The sequence below is a fragment of the bacterium genome, from assembly GCA_016786595.1.
Classification (GTDB): Bacteria; Bdellovibrionota_C; UBA2361; order SZUA-149; family JAEUWB01; genus JAEUWB01.
The window spans coordinates 57,852-80,168 of record JAEUWB010000060.1 but is presented as its reverse complement, the minus strand read 5'-3'; the positions used below and the strand labels follow the sequence as shown (position 1 = coordinate 80,168).

The 22,317-nt window shown below is 42.8% G+C and carries 21 protein-coding genes; 7 read left to right on the top strand and 14 right to left on the bottom strand.

The genetic code is table 11. The features are described 5' to 3' along the window. Nucleotide 1 precedes the first annotated feature (1 nt). The 9 genes from JNK13_11080 to JNK13_11040 are packed head-to-tail and all read right to left on the bottom strand — an operon-like array spanning nt 2 to nt 11,529. Complete coding sequence (locus JNK13_11080; protein MBL7663281.1) at nt 2-1,708, bottom strand: hypothetical protein; 1,707 nt, start codon at nt 1,706-1,708, stop codon at nt 2-4. Further along, complete coding sequence (locus JNK13_11075) at nt 1,689-5,552, bottom strand: glycosyltransferase (GenBank protein MBL7663280.1); 3,864 nt, start codon at nt 5,550-5,552, stop codon at nt 1,689-1,691. The genes JNK13_11080 and JNK13_11075 overlap by 20 nt, the downstream gene beginning before the upstream one ends. 20 nt (nt 5,553-5,572) lie before the next feature. Then, nucleotides 5,573-6,376: an ABC transporter ATP-binding protein gene (locus tag JNK13_11070; GenBank protein ID MBL7663279.1), complete on the bottom strand. Its 804-nt coding sequence runs from the start codon at nt 6,374-6,376 to the stop codon at nt 5,573-5,575. 2 nt (nt 6,377-6,378) lie between these two features. Then, nucleotides 6,379-7,164, bottom strand: a complete 786-nt coding sequence (locus JNK13_11065) for an ABC transporter permease (GenBank protein MBL7663278.1) — start codon at nt 7,162-7,164, stop codon at nt 6,379-6,381. A 15-nt stretch (nt 7,165-7,179) separates the two neighbouring features. Beyond that, nucleotides 7,180-8,949 (bottom strand): UbiD family decarboxylase, encoded by a 1,770-nt coding sequence (locus JNK13_11060; protein ID MBL7663277.1) that lies wholly within the window; start codon nt 8,947-8,949, stop codon nt 7,180-7,182. Between the two features lie 8 nt (nt 8,950-8,957). Continuing rightward, nucleotides 8,958-9,431 (bottom strand): hypothetical protein, encoded by a 474-nt coding sequence (locus tag JNK13_11055; GenBank protein MBL7663276.1) that lies wholly within the window; start codon nt 9,429-9,431, stop codon nt 8,958-8,960. After that, nucleotides 9,428-10,186, bottom strand: a complete 759-nt coding sequence (locus JNK13_11050; protein ID MBL7663275.1) for a glycosyltransferase family 2 protein — start codon at nt 10,184-10,186, stop codon at nt 9,428-9,430. The genes JNK13_11055 and JNK13_11050 overlap by 4 nt, the downstream gene beginning before the upstream one ends. Next, complete coding sequence (locus JNK13_11045; protein ID MBL7663274.1) at nt 10,187-10,636, bottom strand: SufE family protein; 450 nt, start codon at nt 10,634-10,636, stop codon at nt 10,187-10,189. 5 nt (nt 10,637-10,641) lie between these two features. After that, nucleotides 10,642-11,529, bottom strand: a complete 888-nt coding sequence (locus tag JNK13_11040) for a sulfurtransferase (GenBank protein ID MBL7663273.1) — start codon at nt 11,527-11,529, stop codon at nt 10,642-10,644. A gap of 121 nt (nt 11,530-11,650) precedes the next feature. Here JNK13_11040 and JNK13_11035 point away from each other — a divergent pair, with 121 nt between their 5' ends. The 4 genes from JNK13_11035 to JNK13_11020 all read left to right on the top strand — a co-directional run bounded on the left by JNK13_11035 (nt 11,651) and on the right by JNK13_11020 (nt 15,288). After that, nucleotides 11,651-12,217, top strand: a complete 567-nt coding sequence (locus JNK13_11035; GenBank protein ID MBL7663272.1) for a haloacid dehalogenase-like hydrolase — start codon at nt 11,651-11,653, stop codon at nt 12,215-12,217. 26 nt (nt 12,218-12,243) lie between these two features. After that, a complete protein-coding gene (locus JNK13_11030; GenBank protein MBL7663271.1) occupies nt 12,244-13,299 on the top strand; it encodes an alcohol dehydrogenase catalytic domain-containing protein in 1,056 nt (351 codons plus the stop codon). 143 nt (nt 13,300-13,442) lie between these two features. After that, nucleotides 13,443-14,633, top strand: a complete 1,191-nt coding sequence (gene kbl, locus JNK13_11025; protein MBL7663270.1) for a glycine C-acetyltransferase — start codon at nt 13,443-13,445, stop codon at nt 14,631-14,633. A 184-nt stretch (nt 14,634-14,817) separates the two neighbouring features. Then, a complete protein-coding gene (locus JNK13_11020) occupies nt 14,818-15,288 on the top strand; it encodes a hypothetical protein (protein MBL7663269.1) in 471 nt (156 codons plus the stop codon). A 95-nt stretch (nt 15,289-15,383) separates the two neighbouring features. Here JNK13_11020 and JNK13_11015 read toward each other — a convergent pair whose 3' ends face one another. Continuing rightward, the gene (locus tag JNK13_11015) at nt 15,384-17,009 is read right to left on the bottom strand and encodes a hypothetical protein (protein ID MBL7663268.1); all 1,626 of its coding nucleotides are present in this window, start codon (nt 17,007-17,009) and stop codon (nt 15,384-15,386) included. A gap of 150 nt (nt 17,010-17,159) precedes the next feature. On the opposite strand from JNK13_11015, the gene JNK13_11010 reads away from it, so the two are divergent. Next, complete coding sequence (locus JNK13_11010; GenBank protein ID MBL7663267.1) at nt 17,160-18,062, top strand: hypothetical protein; 903 nt, start codon at nt 17,160-17,162, stop codon at nt 18,060-18,062. A gap of 67 nt (nt 18,063-18,129) precedes the next feature. Here the strand turns inward: JNK13_11010 and JNK13_11005 are convergent, their stop codons facing one another. From JNK13_11005 to JNK13_10995, 3 genes are all read right to left on the bottom strand, one after another. After that, nucleotides 18,130-18,849, bottom strand: coding sequence for a hypothetical protein (locus tag JNK13_11005; protein MBL7663266.1), 720 nt, complete (start codon nt 18,847-18,849; stop codon nt 18,130-18,132). 274 nt (nt 18,850-19,123) lie between these two features. Continuing rightward, entirely contained in the window at nt 19,124-19,456 is a 333-nt protein-coding gene (locus tag JNK13_11000) for a hypothetical protein (protein MBL7663265.1), read from the bottom strand. A 110-nt stretch (nt 19,457-19,566) separates the two neighbouring features. Then, entirely contained in the window at nt 19,567-19,818 is a 252-nt protein-coding gene (locus JNK13_10995; GenBank protein MBL7663264.1) for a hypothetical protein, read from the bottom strand. A gap of 268 nt (nt 19,819-20,086) precedes the next feature. Between JNK13_10995 and JNK13_10990 the strand changes: the two genes are divergently transcribed. Together JNK13_10990 and JNK13_10985 are read left to right on the top strand one after the other, a co-directional pair. Continuing rightward, on the top strand, nt 20,087-20,950 hold the full coding sequence (locus tag JNK13_10990; protein MBL7663263.1) for a D-aminoacyl-tRNA deacylase: 864 nt from the start codon (nt 20,087-20,089) through the stop codon (nt 20,948-20,950). Further along, nucleotides 20,947-21,597, top strand: coding sequence for a GntR family transcriptional regulator (locus JNK13_10985; protein ID MBL7663262.1), 651 nt, complete (start codon nt 20,947-20,949; stop codon nt 21,595-21,597). Before JNK13_10990 ends, JNK13_10985 begins: the two co-directional genes overlap by 4 nt. A gap of 270 nt (nt 21,598-21,867) precedes the next feature. Here the strand turns inward: JNK13_10985 and JNK13_10980 are convergent, their stop codons facing one another. Continuing rightward, a complete protein-coding gene (locus JNK13_10980; GenBank protein MBL7663261.1) occupies nt 21,868-22,272 on the bottom strand; it encodes a transcriptional repressor in 405 nt (134 codons plus the stop codon). Nucleotides 22,273-22,317: the final 45 nt, after the last annotated feature.

The following is a 22,317-nucleotide window of genomic DNA, read 5'->3' as shown; positions in this document are numbered from 1 at the left end:
TTTAATGCCCCCGAAAGCTTATTGGGCAAGTTACTTTTGTATGATGATTTTCAACATAAAATTGCAACGCAGCTGGAGCCTGCTCTAAAACATTACTTTTAAGAATAACTTCAAACCCTGTAAAAATTGATTTTACATTCTGCTGGCTAGATAAAATATCAGGCCGGATATATCCAATCTTGCCAATGCCTGCGACCAAATTCTGACTGTCGAGCACATAAAGTTTATCTTTTGGACTGTTTTTTAGCCCATGATAAATCCAGCCGCGTAGTAATTTATAATTATCAGTTTGTTTAATTACGCTAACGAGTTCAATCGAACCTAAGCACTTTTGTGGTTGGTAATTTGCGTCAAGAGTTTGGTTAAGTTTAAGCTCTTCAGCATGATGATACTCAGCAAGTTTCAAGTCGGCTAATGTTGCATAGGCTTCCAAAGTCTTACTAGCTGGGATGAGGTGAATTCTTCGAATTAATTCTTCGTCTTTAATACCAAGCTTAAGTGCAAGAGCAGCAATTTCACGCAGAGTGTTATTACCATGAAATGGCGCGATATAGTCACGTTGTAGGTAAGACATGCAGAGGACTAGAGCCGTAGCGCCGATGAGCATTAAGTTAGCAAGTCGTTGCTTCTGATGTTCGAGTGCTAGAGAAATGCATAGTATTAATGCGTATGCAATTAAGATGGAAGCTGTTGTTACATAACGACTGATCACGGCCAGAGCGATACCAAACTGGAACCTACTTGCCGCAGCTAAACCTATTGAGCCTAAGCAAAAAAAGAGATTGCTCAGTAAAAATAAATTCCTGTCGCTAAATGATTTATTTTTGAGGACAAAAAGCGTGAAATAAAAAGTTAGCGCGAGGATAATCAGCCCCAAAATTTTTGAATAAAATATTCCAGATCCATGAATGGGATTTCCTACATTTGCTAAGATGAAATGCAGAATGAATTTTAAGCTTTGCGGGCTTAGCACTCTATGGGTTGAAGACTCTAAGGGTGTATAGTTTGTAAGATATAAGCTGATTACAACAAGCGCTGACAAGAATAAGGTAACAAGATGCAGTCGGTGAGCGCGTTTCACGAATGCGATTCCGACTAATAGCGGCCAGATCAAGATACCGTTTCCTAGGCTAAAGTTAGCAACTAAGCCGGCGCCAAGACTAGCAGCAAACCAAGCGTTACTTTTCGCGCTGCAGGCGCGAAGCATTGAAAATATAGCAATACTTACAGCAAAATAGACCAGAATGAAGCAAACTTGAAACCCAAAAGTAAAGTTATCGAGTTGCGCAGCATTAAAAAATAATGAACCGGTAATCCCGAATAAGCTTGCCGCGAAAAATTTTGATTTCTGATCAGTTGTTGCAAAAATGACTTTTATTACTAGAAAAAAGTGCAACAATTGGAGGCAAAAGATTGCTACTAAGTTAAATTTGTTAGTTAAACTTGCAAGGAAATAATCAAGGAAATAAAAAAGTCTCGGGAAAACCAGGCGGTGTTCGTTGTGAAAACTTAGCAAATCTCTCCAGCTGTAGGTCCCGGCTAAATATTTATTTAAATCCAGAATAAAATGGATTTGATCGTCATGTTGGATTGGCGAATAAAGACTTAAAATGCCCGAGACAGTCGTTACTAGAATATAAATAAAGCTCGCACAGCAGGCCAGGGCACAAGTTAGCTGAAAATTTAATTTAAAGCCTAACTGCGACATTCGGCCTGATCCGCTCAGTGATTTCTACATTTGGGCCTCTATTGGCTTTTAGTAACTTAATTTCTGCTAAGCGTTCTTGCATACGCTTACCAGATGCTTCCAAGCTTAATACCTTCTCAACATGGGACTTAGCAGCTAGACCAAGTAGTTTTGCTTGGTCCTGATGTGCGTAAACCCAGCGCAGATACTCAGCTGCTTGATCGATATCAGGGTCTGCCCAATGCATGCCCTTTTCATATGGTAAATAGTCTTTTTTAAGCTCAGTCAATTTAAAATCCACGAGTTTACTGACGTGTTGATTCATAAAATCAACGTTACCAGAATAGTTCGTTGCAATGGTTGGTTTGCCCATGAGCATTGTTTCCGCCAGGGTTAAACCAAAACCCTCAGAGCGGTGTAAAGAAACATAGCAATCGCAGTTTTCTTGCAGCGCATAAGTTTCTTCACGCAGTAGCGTTTTGTTTATCACAATTGCGTTACAGGATTTTGCTGCAGCAATAAGTTTGTGAAATGATTTCGGATCATTTTCCCCGCGTGAGACTTTAATAACAAGCGAAGCGCGGTCGTCACTGCGAAAAGCTTTTTTAAATGCTCGAATGAGTGCTAATGGATTCTTACGCTCCATAAAGCTATTCATGTCGAACATGAACATAAAAATAAAACGGTCTTCGGGGAGACCGAAATAACTTCTGGGTAACGATTTAAATCTGGGCAATTCAACACCAGGAAGTTGGGTATAAATTGGCACTGTTCCCATACGTTTCAAAGCTTCCGTGACAAAACTAGTTGGCGACCAAATCTCATCAACTGCTGAAGACACTTTCGCCCAGGATACAGGGATTTCGGCTAATTCCCAAAACCAATAAGCAATTTTGTAAGTGCTAACGCTTCGTGTGCAGGTATTTGCTTTGAAATAAATATTGCCTAGTGCAGGGGCCTGAATATGTAGCAAGGTTGTGTCGTAAACTTCTTGTGACAAATAGTACTGCTCAACAGAAAAATCAGGTTTATCTTTCCCTGCAGGGAAATTTCTTAAGGCTAATGGAATATTAACTAAGCGTAAGGAATTACAGAGTGCATGGGCTGCAACTTGTAATCCTGAAGGGTAGGTTAAATGCGCTAAAACATTAAGCCCGTCTTGCGGATTGCTTGTTAGGTCAAGCTCGCCAATTAGTTTGTTAAATGCGATTTTATCTTTAACATTAGATTCCCAACCCGTGTCAGTGCGGAGCCACTTAACTAGCTTCAGTCTCTCGCTTGGTACTTGAAAAGCATTGGGAAATCTCAGGCGCCAACGTGGGCGGCAGTTATAGGCAATACGTAACTGTTCCTCTGGAGAATAAAATGTTGGATATTCTTCGATGCTAATTCCAATATTTTCCAGATTAAACTGTTCAATTACCCAGCTTGCAAACTCAGCCCAACCGAAAATAGTCAAAGCATCTGGAAATGAACGCTGCCACTGCGGGTTAAGTAAGTAACTATTAATCAACTCTTGCTGAGGATTTTCCTGCGCCTCAATTAAAAACCACCAGATTTCTTCAATTGTTAGATGATACTGAGGTATGAAATCCGTAAGTAGCCAGTGTAAGAGGCGCAGCTGCTCAGTTTTGAATAAAGCGCAGGGGATATGCGATCTTAAATCAGTGCGCGTCTCAACAAAGTGTCGAATATTTCTTGAGAGCTTTGCGGCAAAAGCTGCTTTGATTTGCTCAAGGGCACCTTGAGTTAACTGATACTGAATAGCACCATCTGTTTTAAGCCACTCATAAAATTCTCCGGTTATTCCAGCAGAAAGTGCTCGAGGGAAACGCTTACGTAGATCGTGGTTTGTACGGAGCAGATTAATGACAAAAGCAGCAGCTGCGCACTCAGATGCCTCGATTTCCGAAATCGTGTGGTTAGCAGGAAAGAGTTTAGATCGATCTAAGTCCGCGTATGCTGCTATGATCTCAGACTCGTCAAAAATATCACGTAGAGGCACCTTTGGGCACTGATAGTAAACTCGATCGAGTAATAAAATGGAATCTGCTGGTGATCCTTCGTGTGGCGCTCGTAACCGCGGAACGTGATGCAGTGAGCTTAAGCACTCATGCCAATAGGGGTCTTGAGTTAGAGCTAATTCCTTAAGTAAAGCTATAAATTTTGTCAGATCTTGCAGTGGAAAAGACCCATCCCGAGTTGCACCTTCGTGGTGATAAAGTTCTGCATAGGGAGTATATACTACACGTAAGCCGATTTCCCTGACGCGTAGTCCCAAAGCGATATCGCTAAAGAAGATTTTATATTGCTCATCAAATCGTCCAACTTGTTCAAAGGTCTTACGACTAATTAATTGGCAAGCGCCAGTAACTGCTAGCAAATTTCGATAGATATTAGGTGAACCGAAGATGTCAAAATGATTAGCTTTGCTATACAGATAAATATGTCCAACGGTATGTAACCCTAAAGCTACACCAGCATGCTGAACTTCCCCCCAAGGGTATAATAATTTAGCTCCAACCATGCCAATGCCCGGGAGGCTTGCCATGCGGATTAACTCTGTAAGCCAATCTTTACTGATCACTTCAGTGTCATTATTAAGAAAGAGTAAATATTCGCCCTCGGCGTGCTCTGCACCTAAGTTACACGCCTTTGAATAATTAAATTCTTCATTAAATGTAATAATTTTAGCAAATCCGGCTTGCTTGAGGGACTTGTAATACTCCAGCACACTTTCCTCGGTGCTCAGATTATCAACAATGATGATCTCTTTATTGAGGTAATTAGTGTCATTAATCAGTCCTTCAATGCAGCGCTTGAGCATCTCGAAATTATTTAAGCTCGGAATAATAATACTGACACAAGGCTCAGTTTCAAGTTTCCAAGACACTTGCTTAGCGTGCTGCGGATTTTTTTTGATTGAAATCTCTCTAAACCCCAGTCGGCTCAGATATTGGGTCAAGCACTGAGATTCTTTCTCACTCTCGGCTGACTCTAAATCTAGCGCATTGCGGATAAACCTTTTGGCGGACCTGAAATAAAGTGGTTTACTAATTTTTATAATTTTTGCCGCGCTATCGACTAAGTGGAGAAAATAATCAAACTCTTCTGCGGGCGCGGTTTTAGCATTAAAACCACCACGTTCTTTCAAGGCGGCTACATTTAGACACACACCTTTTCCGAGATAGTTATAACTGAGAAGCATCTCAGGAGACCACCCGGGCTTAAGTATGAGGTTGTGATAGGCGTTCTCAGAAGGCGCATAGTAACACTCATCAACATAGGCGACAGTGAAATCTCCATGCTCGGCGCGATGCATTTTAATTGCAAAAGTGTAGCTCTGACACAGTAAATCACCTGCAGAAATAAACGTTATGTAATCTGTGCTGACGCTATTAAGCACGCTAGACTTAGCTAAGGTAAGATCAGCTACGCGGCTTACTCGCGTAAGCTTCTGCGGAAATAATTTTAATAGTAGTTGAGCACATTTCTGCTCGACTACAGTATCTGTAGTGACAATCATCAGCTCTGCCCAGGTTGCAGACTGACGATCCAGATTTAGTAGGGAGCGCCTGATCGCGGAAATCGAGTTAGTTCGATCGATCACCGCATAACAAATACTTAATGGCTGCTTGCCCCAAATCAAATTATCGTGATGAGTCTGTGCCTGGATTTGGGGCCACCCTGGCAACTGATGTTTGATCCAGTAGTCGAAGGTTTCGGGCTTTGGCTCAGGCGCAAACAAGCCCTTGAAGCGGGACCAATAATATCGAACAAATTCGCCAAGGCCAAGCAGTTTTAAATTACTACGAAAACCTCGTGACCTTATTTGCAAATGTTTAAGAAATTTAAATAGACCCATAGTAGTAGAGCTCAATGAGCTTACACGATGACCTGCGGATTATCAAAATGGGCGCCAAGGCGGGTTTGATAGTGCTCATCACGATAACAAGCGATGGCCTCTGCCGCGGCACCTAAATAAATTAATTGTCCACGTGATAAAACTGCAACCTCGTCACACATCTCTTCAATTACCTTCATGTCATGACTGACCATGATCACGGTGCGATCTGTTTTAAGAAATTGCTGAATGCGATCATGGCATTTTTGTTGAAAACGTTCATCGCCAACTGAGAGCACTTCATCGACTAAGAGGATATCGGGGTTAACATCAATCGCACAGGCAAATCCAAGTCTAGCGACCATGCCCGAGGAGAAGTACTTAATTGGAGTTTCGCTAAAATCCTGAAGCTCTGAGAATTCGATAATTCCTGGAACGCGCGCCTCAATTTGCGCTCGCGTGCGGCCATAAAGTGACCCATTTAGGTAAATATTTTCAATGGCATTCAGTTCATGATCAAATCCAACACCGAGATCAATCAGAGAAGCTACAGTCCCCTGGATTGTAACTTTACCTGAAGTGGGTTTCAGTACTTGCGCAAGCACTTTGAGTAAAGTGCTCTTTCCACTGCCATTACTACCAATGATTCCAAGCACAGATCCCTTTTTAACACTGAGTGTCAGACCCGACAGTGCATCTAATGTGGAGTAGTACTTTACCTTGCCTTGAGTTAGGAGTTTTAGAATTGTTTCTTTAAGCGAAGTTGGACGCTTCTGATAGGAGCGGTATGCAACAGTTACGGCAGTCAGTGTGATTGGAGCACTATTTTCTAAATCTTGTTGCATAGCTAAATAAAATACAAAAATTTATCTTCTACTTTACGAAAGATGACCAAAGCGATCACAAAAATTAAGATCGAAGCCAGGAGATTGCATAAAAAGACTGAAAAGTCAGGAAAAACCCCGTCGTAGACAACAGCTCGGATAAACTCAATCTGAGTAAAAAATGGATTGTAAACTAAATATTTTACAAGTGACTGCGGCAATAGTCCGCGGTGGTAGAGTACTGGGCTTAAGAAATAAAGCACACTCATCCCGACTTCTGCTAAATGATGTGTGTCTTCAAAAAACACATTACTTGCGGCCAGTAGCATCGAGATTCCCAATACGGCTAGAATGAAGGGGATTAAGACTAGCGGTAATAAAACAATTGTTGCTGGGACCGTGCGCCCCGCCACAAGAATCATCAGCAGCAAGGGAATTAAGGCCAGTAAGTAATTAACAAAGTTTGATGCAGCAATTGAAAGTACAAAAATATATTTAGGGATCGGCACATGACTAAAGAGTCGCGCATTTGAGCGAATACTGTGTAAGGACATCATCGCGGTGCTACTAAAAAAATTCCAAGGTAAAAGCCCCGCAAATAAAAAGATCGCATAATCTTTAATTTCGATTCGCATGATATGCGAAAACACAGTTGCTAAAACAATCATCATCATCAAGGGGTGGGCGATTGACCAAAAATACCCAAGGATCGAGCGCTTATAGCGTCTGCGCAGGTCGCGTAAAACAGATTGATAGAGATACTCCCGGTATCTCAAAACTTGGCTAATAAAATCACTGATTACGAGCATTGTTAATCTTCTAGCTTATTTAAAATATTCACCCCAGCGTTTTGTTACAAGACTATCCGTCTGATCATCTACTACTAGCTCAGCTGGATAGCTCGGTTTCATTCTGGCATCAATTACCAAGGGGCAATTTCCTCCGACATGGAACCTTTCTGCATGCTGGTTTTGTAAAAATAGATCATGTCCAGGGTCAAACCGTGTGAATACCGTCCAAAGAAAATCCTGATCGCTTTGTACCGTGCGCGCTACGTCATCAACGAGAACGACAAGTGGCCACTCAGTAAAATAAGGTTCAGCGGCAATTTTCTCAGGTAAGTTTCGCTTAGCTGTAAATGACTCCCCACTAACTACAATACAACCCGCACAAAACATTGTAGCTTCACGCAAGTAATTGGGGGGGCTACTTTTTACCACTCGTGGTAAAGTACGAATTGGATTACCAACACCAATCAGCACCCCCTTACTGCCCTCGTTCAGCTTTCGTCCAGTATAATCTAGGGTATCCATCGAGGTGTGTTGAAAGACATGTAAATCGACTGCAGGATCGTAACGCTCAAGTATGACCTCTAGCACCGCTCGAATTGATCTTAAATTTACGGTTTGATCTGTGAGCAGTAAAAACTTAGTAAGACTTAGTTGCCCCTCCCCCAGAATTCTAAACGCCGAGCTTAATGCTTCCTTACGATAGCGTTCACGAACTTGCGCCGCAGATAATGAATGGAATCCAGTCTCACCAAAACTCCACAGTGATTTTACTCCAGGCATGACTAAGGGAAAAAGTGGCGAAAGGGCTTCTTGTAAATAGTTACCTATATAAAAATCTTCCTGCCGTGGCTTACCCACAACCGTTGCAGGAAAAATCGCATCCCTTCTGCGAAGCACTTTGTCCACGCGGAAAACCGGAAAGTCGTGCTCTAGGGAATAGTATCCATAATGATCGCCAAAAGGACCCTCAGGCTTACTCTCTCTAGGATCGATGCTTCCGCATAAAACACATTCTGCAGTAGCTGGGAAAAGTAAAGTATCACTGTTACGGGAGATTTTTAACTTTTTACCTTGAACCAAGGACGCCAAAAGTAACTCAGGGACGTTCTCTGGTAGTGGTGCGATTGCTGAGAGTATGAGCGCGGGCGGTCCCCCAAGAAAGACGTTACATGCTAATTTTTTTCCTAATTCTTTTGCACGAAATAAATGGTATCCACCACCTTTCCCGATTTGGAAATGCATGCCAGTTGATGCTGCATCAAAACGCTGCATGCGATACATGCCCAGATTTGAAATTTTGGTCTCAGGATCTTCTGTGTAGACCAAAGGTAGCGTCAGGAAAAAACCGCCATCCGCGGGCCAACTTTTCGTAAAAGGTAATGCCGCGAGATTTGCTGGTGTTTCAATCACTTCTGTCGCTGGACTCTCGCTTGTAACGCTTGTTCCAACCTTAAATAACTTACTGAGCGTATTACGCTCAGCCCAAACCTTACTTAAGGCAGGTGGTAACATGCTGTGTGGAAACGCTGCTAACTTGGCAATCGTGTCTTTTAGTTCATTACCAAAGGCAAGATTCACTCGTTCAGTTGTGCCAAATAAATTGGTTACTAGTGAGAAGGGGCTACCCACTACATTCTTGAAAAGTAATGCTGGACCGCCAGCCGCAACTACGCGTCGGTGGATTTCAGCTAGTTCTAAATTTGGATCAACTGGCGCATTGATTTCGATTATTTGCTTGCGCACTTGTAATTCCGCAAGCAATGACCGCAAGGAGTCAAAATTTTTTGAATTAGTTGGGCTCACGAAAAGATTTAACTTTGTTGGATCAGTTTTTCAATAATTCTATCTTTGCCAAAGAGGTTGTCATGGCTAATATTCCAAGCACTCCCTGTCCAGAGTAGGTGAATTTTAATTTGTTCCATCGAAGGCAGGGCAGGGTTACGCAAGCTGATTGAGGCATGATTGCCACGTGAGGAAAGATCCAGCACTTCCAGGCCAATGAGTGGATGCCCCTCAGGGGTTTGAAATTTTGTGCTTAACGACCGAACCTCTTCTAGTGCTAAGGCTTTAGTGAAATTACTTTCTGCTTGATCAGCATATTCGGCCCAAAGTACTAAGCTTTCCACTGCATTTTCGTTACCTGCAGCGATTGCACGAATATATTCGTTAGTAACATTCATGATCGTTAATTTAACGGCAGACGAGGCTTCAGACTCAAAAACAGTTGAACAACTTATAGTGCAGAACAGTATCGATAAAAGTAAAAATAATTTATTTTTAATCATAACCAATGCTGGCCTTTTGGAATATAATGTTGGGGTAAATTCTCGGTGAAGCACTCTTTTGAGTTGATGCAAAAATTAAAGTAAAAAATATGACGAAGTGCCGCAAAACCATCTTTCCAGGTAATTTTTTTACCTTCCAAGTAATTTCTAGGGAAATAGGAAATCGGGAATTCGAGCACACGGACTTTTAAACGTGCAATTTTAGCCGTGATCTCAGGTTCAAAGCCAAAGCGATTGGATTCAAGTTTAATGTTCTTGATTACATCGGCGCGAAAAAACTTATAGCAAGTTTCCATGTCAGTAACATACAAGCCACTGGCAAAATTGCTAAACAGCGTAAGCATGCGGTTAATCAGATAATGTATTGTGCGATGCACCTGCGCGCCGTGCTTAAAGCGTGAACCATAAACGATATCTGCTTTTTCTTGTAAAAGTGGAGTAATCAGACCAGGAATGTCACTCGGGTCATATTCGAAATCAGCATCTTGGATGCCAATGATTTCTCCCGTTGCGGATTCGATTCCGCGTCTCAGCGCAGCCCCTTTACCTTGGTTTTTCTCCTGATGAATAATCAGTGCCGAGGATTTAAATTTAAAATCATCAAGTATTTTACCGGAATTATCCTTTGAACAATCGTTCACAAAAACTAATTCTTTTAGTGCAGGCAATTCCAGAGTATCGATTGTGTTGAGGAATCGTTCCAAGTGGTCGGCTTCATTATATACTGGAATGATTAGACTAATTTTTTTGCCCATTTAATAATTCTCCCGACTTTGGCTAGCCAGGCGTTTGGTGAGAGTGATCATCCCCATCAAACCTTGGCCCTTGCCCATCGAAATGTTTTTGCCGAAAACTGTAAAAATCATATCTTCGCTGACTTTTGCAATTTCCTCAGCAGTGCATCCGGAAAGGGTTTCATCAATTAAAACTGCTACCGCCTTAGCAGATATACCTTGTGGGTTTTCAACTGCAAAATGAAATTTATAACCGCCATCTGCAAGTTGAGTTGCCCAAATATAAGCATCTGACTCACAGGCCGGAACGCGGTGATTGGCAGGGTAGGGACGTGTTGCAATCTCAGCTGGCACAGGCTTGAAACGATCGGCAATTTCAATCAATAAGGCAGCGCGTTCTTCGCGGTCATCGACGTCTTGAATCTGCAGCAAGAAGTTTTTAAGTTTTTCCGGGTAGTCTAAGAAATCCATCTAAATTACTTACTCTCGGTAATTTCTCTCTCAATTGGAACGCCTACTAAATTGCCCCACTCGGTCCAACTGCCGTCGTAATTTCTGACATGTTGGTAACCAAGTAGGTACTTTAAAACAAACCAGCTGTGACTACTGCGTTCACCAATACGGCAATAGGCGATAATCTTGTCCTCGCGGCTTAAATTTTGTTCCGCTTGGTAAATTTGATTTAACTCAGGAGCAGTTTTAAATGTCCCATCTGTGGGATTAATCGCCCGCGCCCAGGGAATATTTTTCGCTCCAGGAATGTGTCCTCCACGTAAAGCCCCTTCATTAGGGTAATCTGGCATGTGTAGACGCTCTCCACGATATTCCTCAGGGCTGCGCACATCGACAAGCTTAAGCTTGGATTGAATGTGCTTTAAAACATCATCGCGGAAAGCACGGTTCGTTAGATCGTCCCGCTCAGCAGCTTCATATTTTGAAGGCGCATACTTGACGGTCTCACGAGTTAAAGTTCGATTTTCTTTCTGCCATTTTAGCCGGCCACCATCCATGATACAGGCATTCGTGTGACCAAAAAGTTGAAAAATCCAAAATGCGTAGCACGCCCACCAATTATTTTTATCGCCGTAAAAAACGACCTTAGTATCTTTACTAATGCCTGCACGCTCAACTAAGGCAATAAAGCCTTTCCGGTCGAGATAATCTCGACGGAGCTGGTCATTCAAATCTCTTGTCCAGTCGATTTCAACCGCGCCCGGGAGATGTCCCGATGGGTAAAGTAATTGGTCTTCATTCGACTCAATAATTCGCACATTGGTATCATTCAAATGAGCTTCAACCCAGGCAGTCGAAACTAGGACCTGAGGGTTAATGTAACCACGTTCCTTGAATTCTTGCTCTGACATGAGTTCTCGTCCTTATCGATATTCAATATAAAGTTTGTGTATGATGTAGATGTCATCGTGAAAACATCTACGATAGATATCCAAGCTTGAATGTGACTAGATTACAGATTACACTAATCAGATGCAAACTCCAGCCAATACTACAAATATTAGCGATCTTGATTGCCCACTCTGCGTAGACTTGGATGGTACATTACTTCGTGTTGATTCTGCCTATAAGCTTTTTACACGTTCCGTGATACGTAACCCGCTATTGCTTTTCCCAATTTTAGTCATTTGGGCAACTTCAGGCATGGCAAAAGTAAAACAGCATTTAGCTCAAAGAGTTAGCTATAATGTCGCAGATTTTCCAATACATGAATCATTTTATCGCTTTCTCAAGCAAGAAAAAGCAAAAAATCGAACTCTGATACTTGTCTCTGGAACTGACAAAAGTATCGCGCAGGCCTGCGCTAAATATTTTGGAATTTTTTCTGATGTCATGGCCAGTGACGGTAAAATTAATTTGGTCGGAAAAAATAAAGCATCTCACCTAGTTAACAAATTCGGCGCGCATAAATTTGACTACGCCGGAAATGAGCGTAAAGACATTTATGTATGGCAAGTATCGCGCAAGGCTTATCTAGTCGGTTCTAGGTTTAAGCCAAGCAGGACTACAATCAAGTTTGAACAAGTTTTTGATGCGTAATATTGTTGATTTTTTTGAGAGGTAGCATGGAAGCAATCGTTATTACTGGACCAGGCCAATTTGAATACCGCGACAACCAAGCTGTACCTGAACCAGGCACTGATGAAATTCGTGTGCGAGTGCTTGGAGCTGGAATTTGCGGAACAGATGTCCATATTACACGCGGCGACCAAAGCGTGATGAATATGGTCAAGCCACCGCTAGTGCTCGGACATGAATTTTGCGGAGTAATTGATAAAACCGGCCCAGGCGTTACCGGCTTTTCCAAAGGAGACTACGTCTCAGCTGAAATGCACCAAGTTTGCAAAACTTGTCCCGCCTGCGCCGACGGAAAATATCACGCTTGTGTGCACACAAAAGTAAACGGGATTCATTGCGATGGGGCATTCGCCGAATACGTAGTTGTTCCTGCCTGGAACGTCGTGAAATTACCCAAAAGCATCCCGATTAAAGTTGCCTCAATTATGGACGCCTTAGGCAATGCCGTACATACTTCCTCCAAAGCACCAATCAAAGGGCGCACTGTCGCCATTGTCGGATACGGACCAATTGGTGCAATGGCAAGCGAGATTGCTGTGTTTCTTGGAGCCGCACATGTTTTCATTATTGATATCTCTTCTCAGGCCTTAAGCCGCGCAGAAAACTGGGCTGCCAAAAGAGGTGCAGTCGATAAAGTAACTTTAATCAACACTCATGAAGCATCACTTGGCATTTTGAAACAAAAATATATTCCAGAAGGTGTGGACATCGCTTACGAAATGTCTGGCGCCTCGGGCGGAATCAGCGCTGCATTTGAATTTGTTCGCGCTGGCGGCACCGTTTCACTACTAGGTATTCCCAAGGAAGAAGACGTGACAATCCAAGGCTACTCGAAAAATGTCCTCTGGAAGGGCTTAACTGTGCACGGCATTATTGGACGTGAAATGTTTGATACCTGGAAACAAATGATTGGACTACTTGAAGATGGTCTGCAAGTTGAGCCACTGATTACCGGGGAATTTGAACTAAAAAACTTCTCTGCCGGGCTTTCACGATTTCGTGATGGGAAGGAGCAGAAGGTTGTTTTGTACCCAAAGAAATGAGATTGCCGATTTTGGAAAAATACTTCGTTGCGGGAAATTTTTTGACCGCCTCGTTTATTTTAAATAAAGTCGGCGGATCAAAAAATTCCCGCGCCTCGTCTTTTCCTCAAAATCGACAATCTCAACAACATGGAGCTTGCTGTATGTATAGCGAAAATACTAAAGAACATTTTGGAAAGATCCTCGAAGAAATCAAACAAGCTGGTTTTTACAAAGAAGAACGGGTGATTGAAACCCCGCAGAGCCCGACAATCAAAGTCAATGGCAAGGAAGTCTTAAATTTTTGTGCCAATAATTATCTCGGACTTGCCGATAATCAGAGTTTGATTAAAGCCGCCCAAGCGGGTCTAGAACGCTGGGGCTTAGGCATGGCTTCGGTGCGATTTATTTGCGGCACACAGACAATTCATAAAGAACTAGAACAAAAAATCGCGAAATTTCACAATGCCGATGATACGATTCTCTATGCTGCCTGCTTTGACGCAAACGGCGGCGTATTTGAACCGTTACTCGGCGAAGAGGATGCCGTGATTAGCGATGAACTAAATCACGCCTCGATTATCGATGGAATCCGCCTCTGTAAGGCAGAACGTCAGCGCTATAAGCATGCCGATTTAAATGACCTCGAACGCTGCCTCCAAGCAACACAATCCAAGCGCCTGCGTTTGATTTCAACAGATGGGGTTTTTTCCATGGATGGAGATGTCGCTCCGCTGAAAGAGATTTGCGATTTAGCAGAAAAATATAATGCACTTGTAATGGTTGATGAATGCCATGCCACGGGATTTTTTGGCCCAAATGGACGCGGCGCTCAAGAGCACTGTGGCGTGCTCGGACGCATTGATTTAACAACTTCAACTCTCGGTAAAGCGCTAGGCGGTTCAATCGGTGGCTTTACAACTGGGCGTAAAGAACTAATTGAGATGTTACGCCAGCGCTCCCGGCCGTATCTTTTCAGTAATAGTTTGCCGCCGGCTCTCGTTGCCGCAAGTATTGCTGTGATTGACTTACTGACCAACACTTCAGAGCTTCGCACCAAGCTTCAAGAGAATACGAAATTTTTTAGAACTGAAATGACTAATGCTGGATTTACGATCATCCCCGGATTTCATCCGATTGCGCCGGTCATGCTCGGTGATGCAGTCTTAGCGACAAACATGGCACGAGAACTTCTCAAAGAAGGCATTTATGTAATTGGTTTTTCTTATCCCGTTGTGCCTAAGGGCAAGGCACGCATTCGCACCCAAATGTCAGCCGCACACACCCCTGAGCAACTGACACGCGCAGTTGAGGCCTTTAGGAAAGTTGGCAAACAGTTTGGCGTAGTAAATTAATTTCTTCTTAAAAATACTGTTTCAACTAGATTTAGTAATTGTGTTAAAGTTTTAACCAAATACTAACAATTAGCTAAATAAACTTGTGCTATGATAACAAAATTTAGTGGTTAAGAGCTGTTTGTCTTCAAGCGCGTACATTTGCATAAAAAATCATAAAGCCTTCAGTCTGATTGAGTTACTGATGTGTATGGTATGCTTAGGTATTCTTGCGACAATGGCAATGCAAGTTTATAACGAGCAGAAGAAGCGGGTTGGTGTTGCCATTATGAACGCAAACCTGAGAAATATGCTAAGTGCTCAAGAGACTTACTATATCGATCGGCAAATTTATGCGTCATGTAGTGGCGAAAATGAGATGGCGTGCGAAGCATTGATGCCAGATTTGAATTTAAGTCGACCCACGTTTTTCCCTTATTTTATGGTGTCCACTGGACCGTATTCTGATGGTTTGATGACACCTGGAGATGCCGCATACAACTTTGTTGTCCGCATGGAATCAACAGAAGACGAGGGTGGCGATGAGTTGGGAGTAAACTGCGATTATGTAGCCAATACTCCAGGAATGATTACGTACACAATTCCTGGAACAGCTCGTACAATTATTGCCTCTACTGGTGCGCCGAGGTGTTTCTACACCCCGATCGATTTTTAACCGTTCGCGTGCGATTTATTACTCTAAAAAAGTTTCGCCCAAAGTTACTCTGTGACCTAAGGAAATTACGATATTGGGCAATGATATTATTATTCCTAGCGGCAACTAAAATTACCGTTAGGTAATCCACCTAGGGCATTGATGCCATCTGTCAGCGCAGAGTTTGCCTTAGCAGTATATTTTGCCAAGCTCTTCTTTACTTTGGCTGGAAGCTTTTTTCCGTAAACTTTCTTTACAGCTGAAACACCTCTCAACACTCTTGCATGTTGCGCTGCAAGCAGGTTTCGCATGTGGTCAATTGTTGCTGTTTTTGATTCAAACGTACAGGTTGCAGCATTTGATGAACAACCAGTTAAGAACGTTTGCGGCAGTCCTAAATATGTTGTTTGCCAGAAATCAGTGTAGTTAACACTTGCTGCAGCCAATTCACTATCACGGATCTTCTGATACTTTTTAAGCTTGCTGCCTTTTATTTTCCTCGCCTTAGCAGCTGCATAAATTGCCTTTGAAGCTTGATGTGCAGCCTCATTCATTCTTGTGCCGGCCCCATCTGTTGCAAATTGCAAGGCAGAGACATCTACAATGTTACAGCCGTAACAGAGTTTTGGGTCAGGATTTGGTCCGTCACATTGATTGCCGCCAACATTATCTTTCTTAACTTGAACTTGTAAAAAGGCCCCACACGTTGCATCGGCGTGCAAGAGTGCTTGGTTATTATGATTCGAATATTCTTGTCCAGAGGATTGCACAAGTAATCCGACGTAATACGTTCCCTCAGGCATGTCTGGTAGTGAAAAGGCTTGGCTACTGCGATAGGCATAAGCGTGACCTGGGAACTGCGAACTAGAATAGACTGTGTGCACTAGATAATCGTTAGCTGTAATGTCTGTATCAGTTGAAAAACGCAGTGTGACAGTGACGCCTTGTGCTTGCTGATTGCCGCGATTTTCAAAATGTATGTCTTTTACGCTATAGGTTTTGCCAATTGTTAGACTTGTCGCATTGAGCGTGGTGTCGCGGTAGTATTGTTCACTGAGTGCTGAACCTGGAGTTGGGTGAGCCAGTCCATAGACGACCATGTCGGCGTAGTTTCTGACCTGCCAATTTGCACCGAATCCGTTTGCAGCATAAAGCGCTGTTCGAAGGCCATAGAGGTCATCCATTGTCGCGTAATCTAACTCAGACTGAAAGCGTCGGGCGCAAGGATATTTATTCATCACACCGATAAAGCGCGTATCGTTATCTACTCCAGCTCCCCAGAGGAATTCTTTCTCTAAGGCGGATTTAAATTTGCTTTCATAGAGTGAATCGTTACGCACGGCTTTATTGATCAACGCATCATCTTCGACGATTTCGGTGCAGAGCGAAGAGTTAAACCAGCGGGTATGGTAGCTTACTGTGCGTGGAGGCATTTGCGACCAGCTTGTGATTCCGTAGCCAGCTGGGATTTCGGCGTCTGAAACGACGGCGATATTGGACGCACCATTATCGGGCAGGGGTGCTGCTGAGATGTTGGCGTTTTTTACAATTTGGCCACTGCTTAGGACTTTAGAGTTAAAGTCAGCAATCATCGCATTCAGAATCGTGAGTTCTGGTGCGCTCATGTAGTAGCAATAATTTACTTTAAGCTTTGAGTACCCACATGTGTTCCAAGCTAAAGTAAGCGTTGGACATAAGATAATTGCGACTAAGCTGGTTAGTATTTTTTGGAAATTTTTCATAAACTTCATGAAATCCTGTTATTACCTGACCGTATCTAAGTGCGCAGCAATATACACTAAATAAATAAAAAATCTAGTACTTTGCTCAGGTACATACTCCTTGAAATCATTAGATATTTGTGATAATTCGTGTATTTCTTAAAATGTTTTATGCGCAAACTAGTAAATAATAAATCGTTATTTCGCAATGTTGCTCAAGCTCACGCTGGCGCAAACTCAACAGATCCAGCTCATAAAATCAGGCATTTCAAGGACTCAGACAAATCCTCTCAACGCCCTCGCGTTATTCGTTCCAGCCAGTGTAGCGTCTATTCTCGTTTTTGTGCTGCGGACTTAACTTTAATTCCTTCGCTTGATTCGACTGCCGACTTAGAAGAGCTTGTTTCGGGTGCCCGGGACCTTAAGATTTCATTTGTGCGTGCAACCGTTTTTGGTCCGGATGCCAATACGGAGACTTCGTTGGGTTCTACGGGTTTACGTTTAATGAGTGCTGCCGCACACCAGCGCGGACTCTATTTAGTCTCAGAAGTTTTAGAGACGCGTTATTTGAAGTTAATGCAAGAGTTTTGCGATGTCTTAGAAATTACGCCACGTAATTTCGGAGATGAGGGACTGCTTAGGGCTGTGGGGGAGACTGATAAAACGGTGATTATTTACCGTAACCCACGTCACAGTGTGAGCGAGTTTTTAAAGGCAGTTGAAATTGTGGAACGTGCTGGTCAAGCCAAGATTGTGATTGGGGATAAGGGGTCCTATTATCCATTTGCTGAATCTTTGGCCGAGCTTGATCTTTCCTCGTTATTATCTATTCGTGAACAAACCCCATATCCCTTGATTGTAGATGTTCGTGGAATTGCGAAGCGTAGTTTGCAAGTTGAGGTTTTAGCGCAGGCTGCGTTAGTGGTTGGCGTTGATGGCTTGGTTCTTGGTTTTGGTCGTCGCGGTAAAAATATCAGTATGGAAATGCTCCGTTCGCTCAAGCAAAAGCTCGATGCAATTCGCTTTACGTTCCAGGCAATGAATCACATTGGCCGCGAAGCAGTGAATAAATAGCAGTATTAGCCAATCTCTGCTTGCCTGATAACTCTAAAATCTTGAAGGATTTAACTAAATAATATTTTTAGTCGATTTGTAATCCACCTGAGCTGCCGTTGTTTTGGCAGACAACTCCGACTGGGAAATAAACTTCTGCGTATGCAGTGTCTGCCGTTGCTCGTTCGAAGTGGACGATCGACCCGCTACCTCCCGCAATCGGGAAACCATAACAATTGGAACCGTATACGTCGGAGATATAACCATCCATTACATCCATGAAATCGCGTTCTGCTCTAGAGATCGCCTCGTCCAGTGCAGTCAGAACCATTCCATTAGAAATTGTAGCTGCCCCACGTCCAAATATTCCTTCCTCATTGTTGTTTAGAAAGATGACAAAGTGAGTTTGTGAACTCGGCTGACCCGATCCGGCACCTATAGATTGGTTCTTCGTTGGGATGACACATTTTGCGGTGTAGTTTTGGATAGTGTTTCCGTAGTATCGATCACTTCCCGGATGGCATCGTCCAATTTTTCTGGTCAGTTGATAATCTTTGCCCGTTCCTCCCATCTTTTTGCATCGAGCAGCTAGCTCTTCAAGTATGCCTCCGGAGAGTAGTGCTTCTGCATTTCCGCGATGCTCAATGCAGCGAGATTCAACCGAAGTTGGATGTACTCCGCTTGCCTGAGTGAATTCCCCTCGGACTGTCGCCGTTCCGCTAGAGTATAGTGTGACCTCGGTGTCAGCAAAGGCAACTCTAGGACCAAGGGCAGCTAATAACACGAGCGAATGTACGATGTATTTCATGACTCAAAACCTTCTGATTACTATTGTCTCCAATCTGCGCTGGCGGCTTTTTTGCTTCTGAGCACGAAACGCCAATGAAAATAAGCGAATAAAATCAGATAGTTATAAGCTGGGGCGGCGCCGCCTGCGGGCCATTAAGATACGGGTTTTTTGACCGTCATCTCGATCGGACGCTTTCTCGACTTCACTAGGTGGAGTTTATCCTGAGTGAGCCGAAGGGTTTGAAATGACGAGAACTGATCTTGATCGCTGTGCGCGAGTAACAGGCCTAAAATCAATTCGACAGTACTTGAATCGAGCTTTTAATTACCTTTCCGTTGAAAAAGTATAACAGGAGCGTATGCTGCCGCTTGGTGGACTTGATCTGATATTCCAAGAAAGGTTCTTTCTTTCCTTGGACATCCCATGTTCCTTGGTTAGTAGGTTCCCCTAATTGTTCCCTCACAGCACTAAGTGACTTTGATTCAAAGCCGTTTAGCCAGCCATGCATTCCATCGAGTGCTTGCGATACTGCAGGTGGAGGTTCAACGGACCAAGCATGCTGGGGCAACATCAAGAAGAATGATACGAAAATAATCCAAGCGAAAGTTTGTGTTTTATTAATCATCTTGCAATTCCCATAAAGCGGTTAACGACTATCCTAGGCCGTTTTGGCCCAATAAGACACCAAAAATTATTACTAATCTATGCGGGCCAAACTCGTGCTTAGAGGATTTGTTATGCCTCGGGTTTATTGGGCGCGGTCGCGAACCCCAAGACTGACATGTTATCAGGTTCATCAACTTGAAGATAAATTTCTATATCTCCAATGCCAGCATTGCCTTGATATGAACTCGAAAAATGAAAGTGTTGGTCTGGCTCATCTTTTAGCGCTTGAAGAAGGGAAACTAACATATCGATTTCTTCGCGCTTGATGCCAAGTGAGATTCCAATCCAACCTTCATTAGTCCATTCTTTCAATCCGTGCATTCACTTCCCCTCGAGGGATAACCTTTAGAATCAGAAGTTTCGCGCAGAACTGATGCTCAATCAACTATAAAAGCTAAGTGCCTGAAATCTTGCCGGATTCGATTGTTAACCTCGTATTCGATATAATCTTTTGAGAAGTATTGTATACAATTTATAATTATTGTATACTCTATATATGAAGCCGCACCAATATTTATTCCTGTTCTGCTCAAACACTGAGATCGACCCAGTAGCTCCGCATCTTTATAAGATGGCAAAGGAGACCTATATGCCTACGCCGCTCACCGATAGAACGATTGAAGGAAAACCAGTTTACTCGCGCGTATTGGACTCAGGCAGCGAACTGGTTTTTGCAGAAACAACGTCTGTAGCTAGTTATCAGTACAAGGACATCGCGCCGGAAATCAATGATTACTTTGCCGAGGTTGAGCTTGTTTCAGTTGTAAACTGGCATCAAGGAACAAACGCTCCGGAGAATATATTCTGTGCACATTCTACAGCTGATGTACAGTCGGGAGTATACGGGCCTACTTCGTCAAGAAAGTTATCAGCGCTACTGCGCGCTCTTGAGGTCTCTCGTAAGCAAAGTAATCTAGCTGATTGGAAAACACTTGCAGAAGCTAGCCATTGGTCTGGGACTATGGTCGGGCGTCCAGCTGAAGAGCTATTAACTATAAAGCCACCAGTAATAGATTTAGAAATCGGATCTTCCCCGTCAAGTTGGTCGAATCCTGAAGCTCACAAAGTAGTTATTGATTCTCTGGCGAATATTCATCGCTCTTGCACATCAGATCCGACAATTGTGTTTTGTGGAGGAATTCACTTTGAACCATCACTCTCAGAATCTTTACTCATCAATCAAGCTGCATTTAATGTTGGTTTAATACTGCCTAATCAATGGCTTGTTTCAGGAGGATATGATCAACCTGAATCGATTGAGAGATTGGAACTAGCAGTGCAGTCATTATGCGAACCAGTGAGTGGGTTCTGTTATCATGATAATTTAAAAGGGAGTTATAAGGCAGTTATTCGTCAGGCTGCTGAACGATTAAAATTACCATCTTTCAATCATCGCAAACTAAGAGACCCTGCGTTTCTGGCTGAACTCAGACTAAATACAGAGGTTAAATGATCGAACACGGACAATTAGATGATTCTCTGAAATCAAAGCTCAGAAATAAAATACTTGCTGGCAACCTAAGGCCTGGTCAAAGAATTAAAGAAAGTGAAATTGCTGAAAACTTTCACGTAAGTAGGACGCCGGTACGACAAGCTCTTATTGCTCTTGTAACTGAGGGTCTCGTAAAACGAATTCCCAATGTAGGCTTTTCGGTGGCACAAATGAGCATTGAAGAAGTGAGCGCTATTTACCCAATCGTTTGGACTTTGGAAGCATTAGCGCTTGATGATGCCTTTGAGCTTTTGCATGCAAATCACGAACGATTGAAAATATCGAATGAGCGATTTCGCAAACAAGCCAAAACGCCAATTTTAGCTCATCATGCTGATCGAGATTTTCATCAAGGAATAGTTGAGTATTCGACGAATACAAGAATCAAAGAGATTCTAAGTGAAGAGAAGCAAAAAATAGAGAGGTATGAAAGGTTTTATATGGAAGATATCCATGGCGTTCAGAAGTCAGCTAAACAGCATGACGAAATCATTCAACATATAAGATGTGGCAAAAAAGATTCTGCTAAAAAGGCTCTTATAAAAAATTGGCGGTCAGGGATGGGAATCATTATCGAGAAAATGAATGCGATAGCAAAGTCAAGATAACGTTTTAAATCAGCAGTTGTCAGCGTAGATATCCATTGAAGAAAGTGCGTGAGAAGTACCAGCATGATAAAAGAGAAACTGCTGAATCGAGCACACTCTGCCAAATCGTATTTGTGCGAGGCAAAAACTCGAATACTGCTGGAAGGAGCGGTTCTAGTCTGGGTTCAATGTGCTCCGCGATGAAGTCCTTTCTGTGCTTGATGAGTATCTGAATCATGTCATAAGTCTAATGCGCCTAGCTTGTATTAACAGAATGAGAGATTTATTGTCTCATGCACACATTCTGCAAGTTCCAAGTACGATGCTTTGAACAAAATGAACTTTAAAACCTTTCGGGACATCAACTTTTGATCGTTCCTTAGTTTCTGGAAGGCAAGTCACATCTCCACAACTCTCACAAACAAAGTGCGAATGCTGGCCTGAATGCCCTGAATGTAATTCATAATGAGTAACTCTATCGGGGCTAGTAAATTGGGAAAGCTTGCCCTCTTGAACAAGCTGCTCGAGAATTCTGTAAACAGTTGTCTTGTTCACAGTGGATTTTATAGTCAATAAGCTTTCCAGTAATTCTGGTACGCTAAGAGGTTTTTTCGCTTTTTGAATAGTCATCCAAACAAGTTCTTTTTGTTTGGTATTTCTCTTCTGGGGCATTAAGGGAAAGTCTCTTTTGACCATTGATGCATTTTCCGACACTTAGGAATTGGTGTAACTGGATCTTAT

Excerpts from the sequence above, each read along its gene's own strand:
- JNK13_11080 (MBL7663281.1), bottom strand. The coding sequence starts at position 1,708 with ATGTCGCAGTTAGGCTTTAAATTAAATTTTCAGCTAACTTGTGCCCTG.
- JNK13_11075 (MBL7663280.1), bottom strand. The coding sequence starts at position 5,552 with ATGGGTCTATTTAAATTTCTTAAACATTTGCAAATAAGGTCACGAGGT.
- JNK13_11070 (MBL7663279.1), bottom strand. The coding sequence starts at position 6,376 with ATGCAACAAGATTTAGAAAATAGTGCTCCAATCACACTGACTGCCGTA.
- JNK13_11065 (MBL7663278.1), bottom strand. The coding sequence starts at position 7,164 with ATGCTCGTAATCAGTGATTTTATTAGCCAAGTTTTGAGATACCGGGAG.
- JNK13_11055 (MBL7663276.1), bottom strand. The coding sequence starts at position 9,431 with ATGATTAAAAATAAATTATTTTTACTTTTATCGATACTGTTCTGCACT.
- JNK13_11050 (MBL7663275.1), bottom strand. The coding sequence starts at position 10,186 with ATGGGCAAAAAAATTAGTCTAATCATTCCAGTATATAATGAAGCCGAC.
- JNK13_11045 (MBL7663274.1), bottom strand. The coding sequence starts at position 10,636 with ATGGATTTCTTAGACTACCCGGAAAAACTTAAAAACTTCTTGCTGCAG.
- JNK13_11040 (MBL7663273.1), bottom strand. The coding sequence starts at position 11,529 with ATGTCAGAGCAAGAATTCAAGGAACGTGGTTACATTAACCCTCAGGTC.
- JNK13_11035 (MBL7663272.1), top strand. The coding sequence starts at position 11,651 with ATGCAAACTCCAGCCAATACTACAAATATTAGCGATCTTGATTGCCCA.
- JNK13_11030 (MBL7663271.1), top strand. The coding sequence starts at position 12,244 with ATGGAAGCAATCGTTATTACTGGACCAGGCCAATTTGAATACCGCGAC.
- kbl (MBL7663270.1), top strand. The coding sequence starts at position 13,443 with ATGTATAGCGAAAATACTAAAGAACATTTTGGAAAGATCCTCGAAGAA.
- JNK13_11020 (MBL7663269.1), top strand. The coding sequence starts at position 14,818 with ATGTGTATGGTATGCTTAGGTATTCTTGCGACAATGGCAATGCAAGTT.
- JNK13_11015 (MBL7663268.1), bottom strand. The coding sequence starts at position 17,009 with ATGAAAAATTTCCAAAAAATACTAACCAGCTTAGTCGCAATTATCTTA.
- JNK13_11010 (MBL7663267.1), top strand. The coding sequence starts at position 17,160 with ATGCGCAAACTAGTAAATAATAAATCGTTATTTCGCAATGTTGCTCAA.
- JNK13_11005 (MBL7663266.1), bottom strand. The coding sequence starts at position 18,849 with ATGAAATACATCGTACATTCGCTCGTGTTATTAGCTGCCCTTGGTCCT.
- JNK13_11000 (MBL7663265.1), bottom strand. The coding sequence starts at position 19,456 with ATGATTAATAAAACACAAACTTTCGCTTGGATTATTTTCGTATCATTC.
- JNK13_10995 (MBL7663264.1), bottom strand. The coding sequence starts at position 19,818 with ATGCACGGATTGAAAGAATGGACTAATGAAGGTTGGATTGGAATCTCA.
- JNK13_10990 (MBL7663263.1), top strand. The coding sequence starts at position 20,087 with ATGCCTACGCCGCTCACCGATAGAACGATTGAAGGAAAACCAGTTTAC.
- JNK13_10985 (MBL7663262.1), top strand. The coding sequence starts at position 20,947 with ATGATCGAACACGGACAATTAGATGATTCTCTGAAATCAAAGCTCAGA.
- JNK13_10980 (MBL7663261.1), bottom strand. The coding sequence starts at position 22,272 with ATGGTCAAAAGAGACTTTCCCTTAATGCCCCAGAAGAGAAATACCAAA.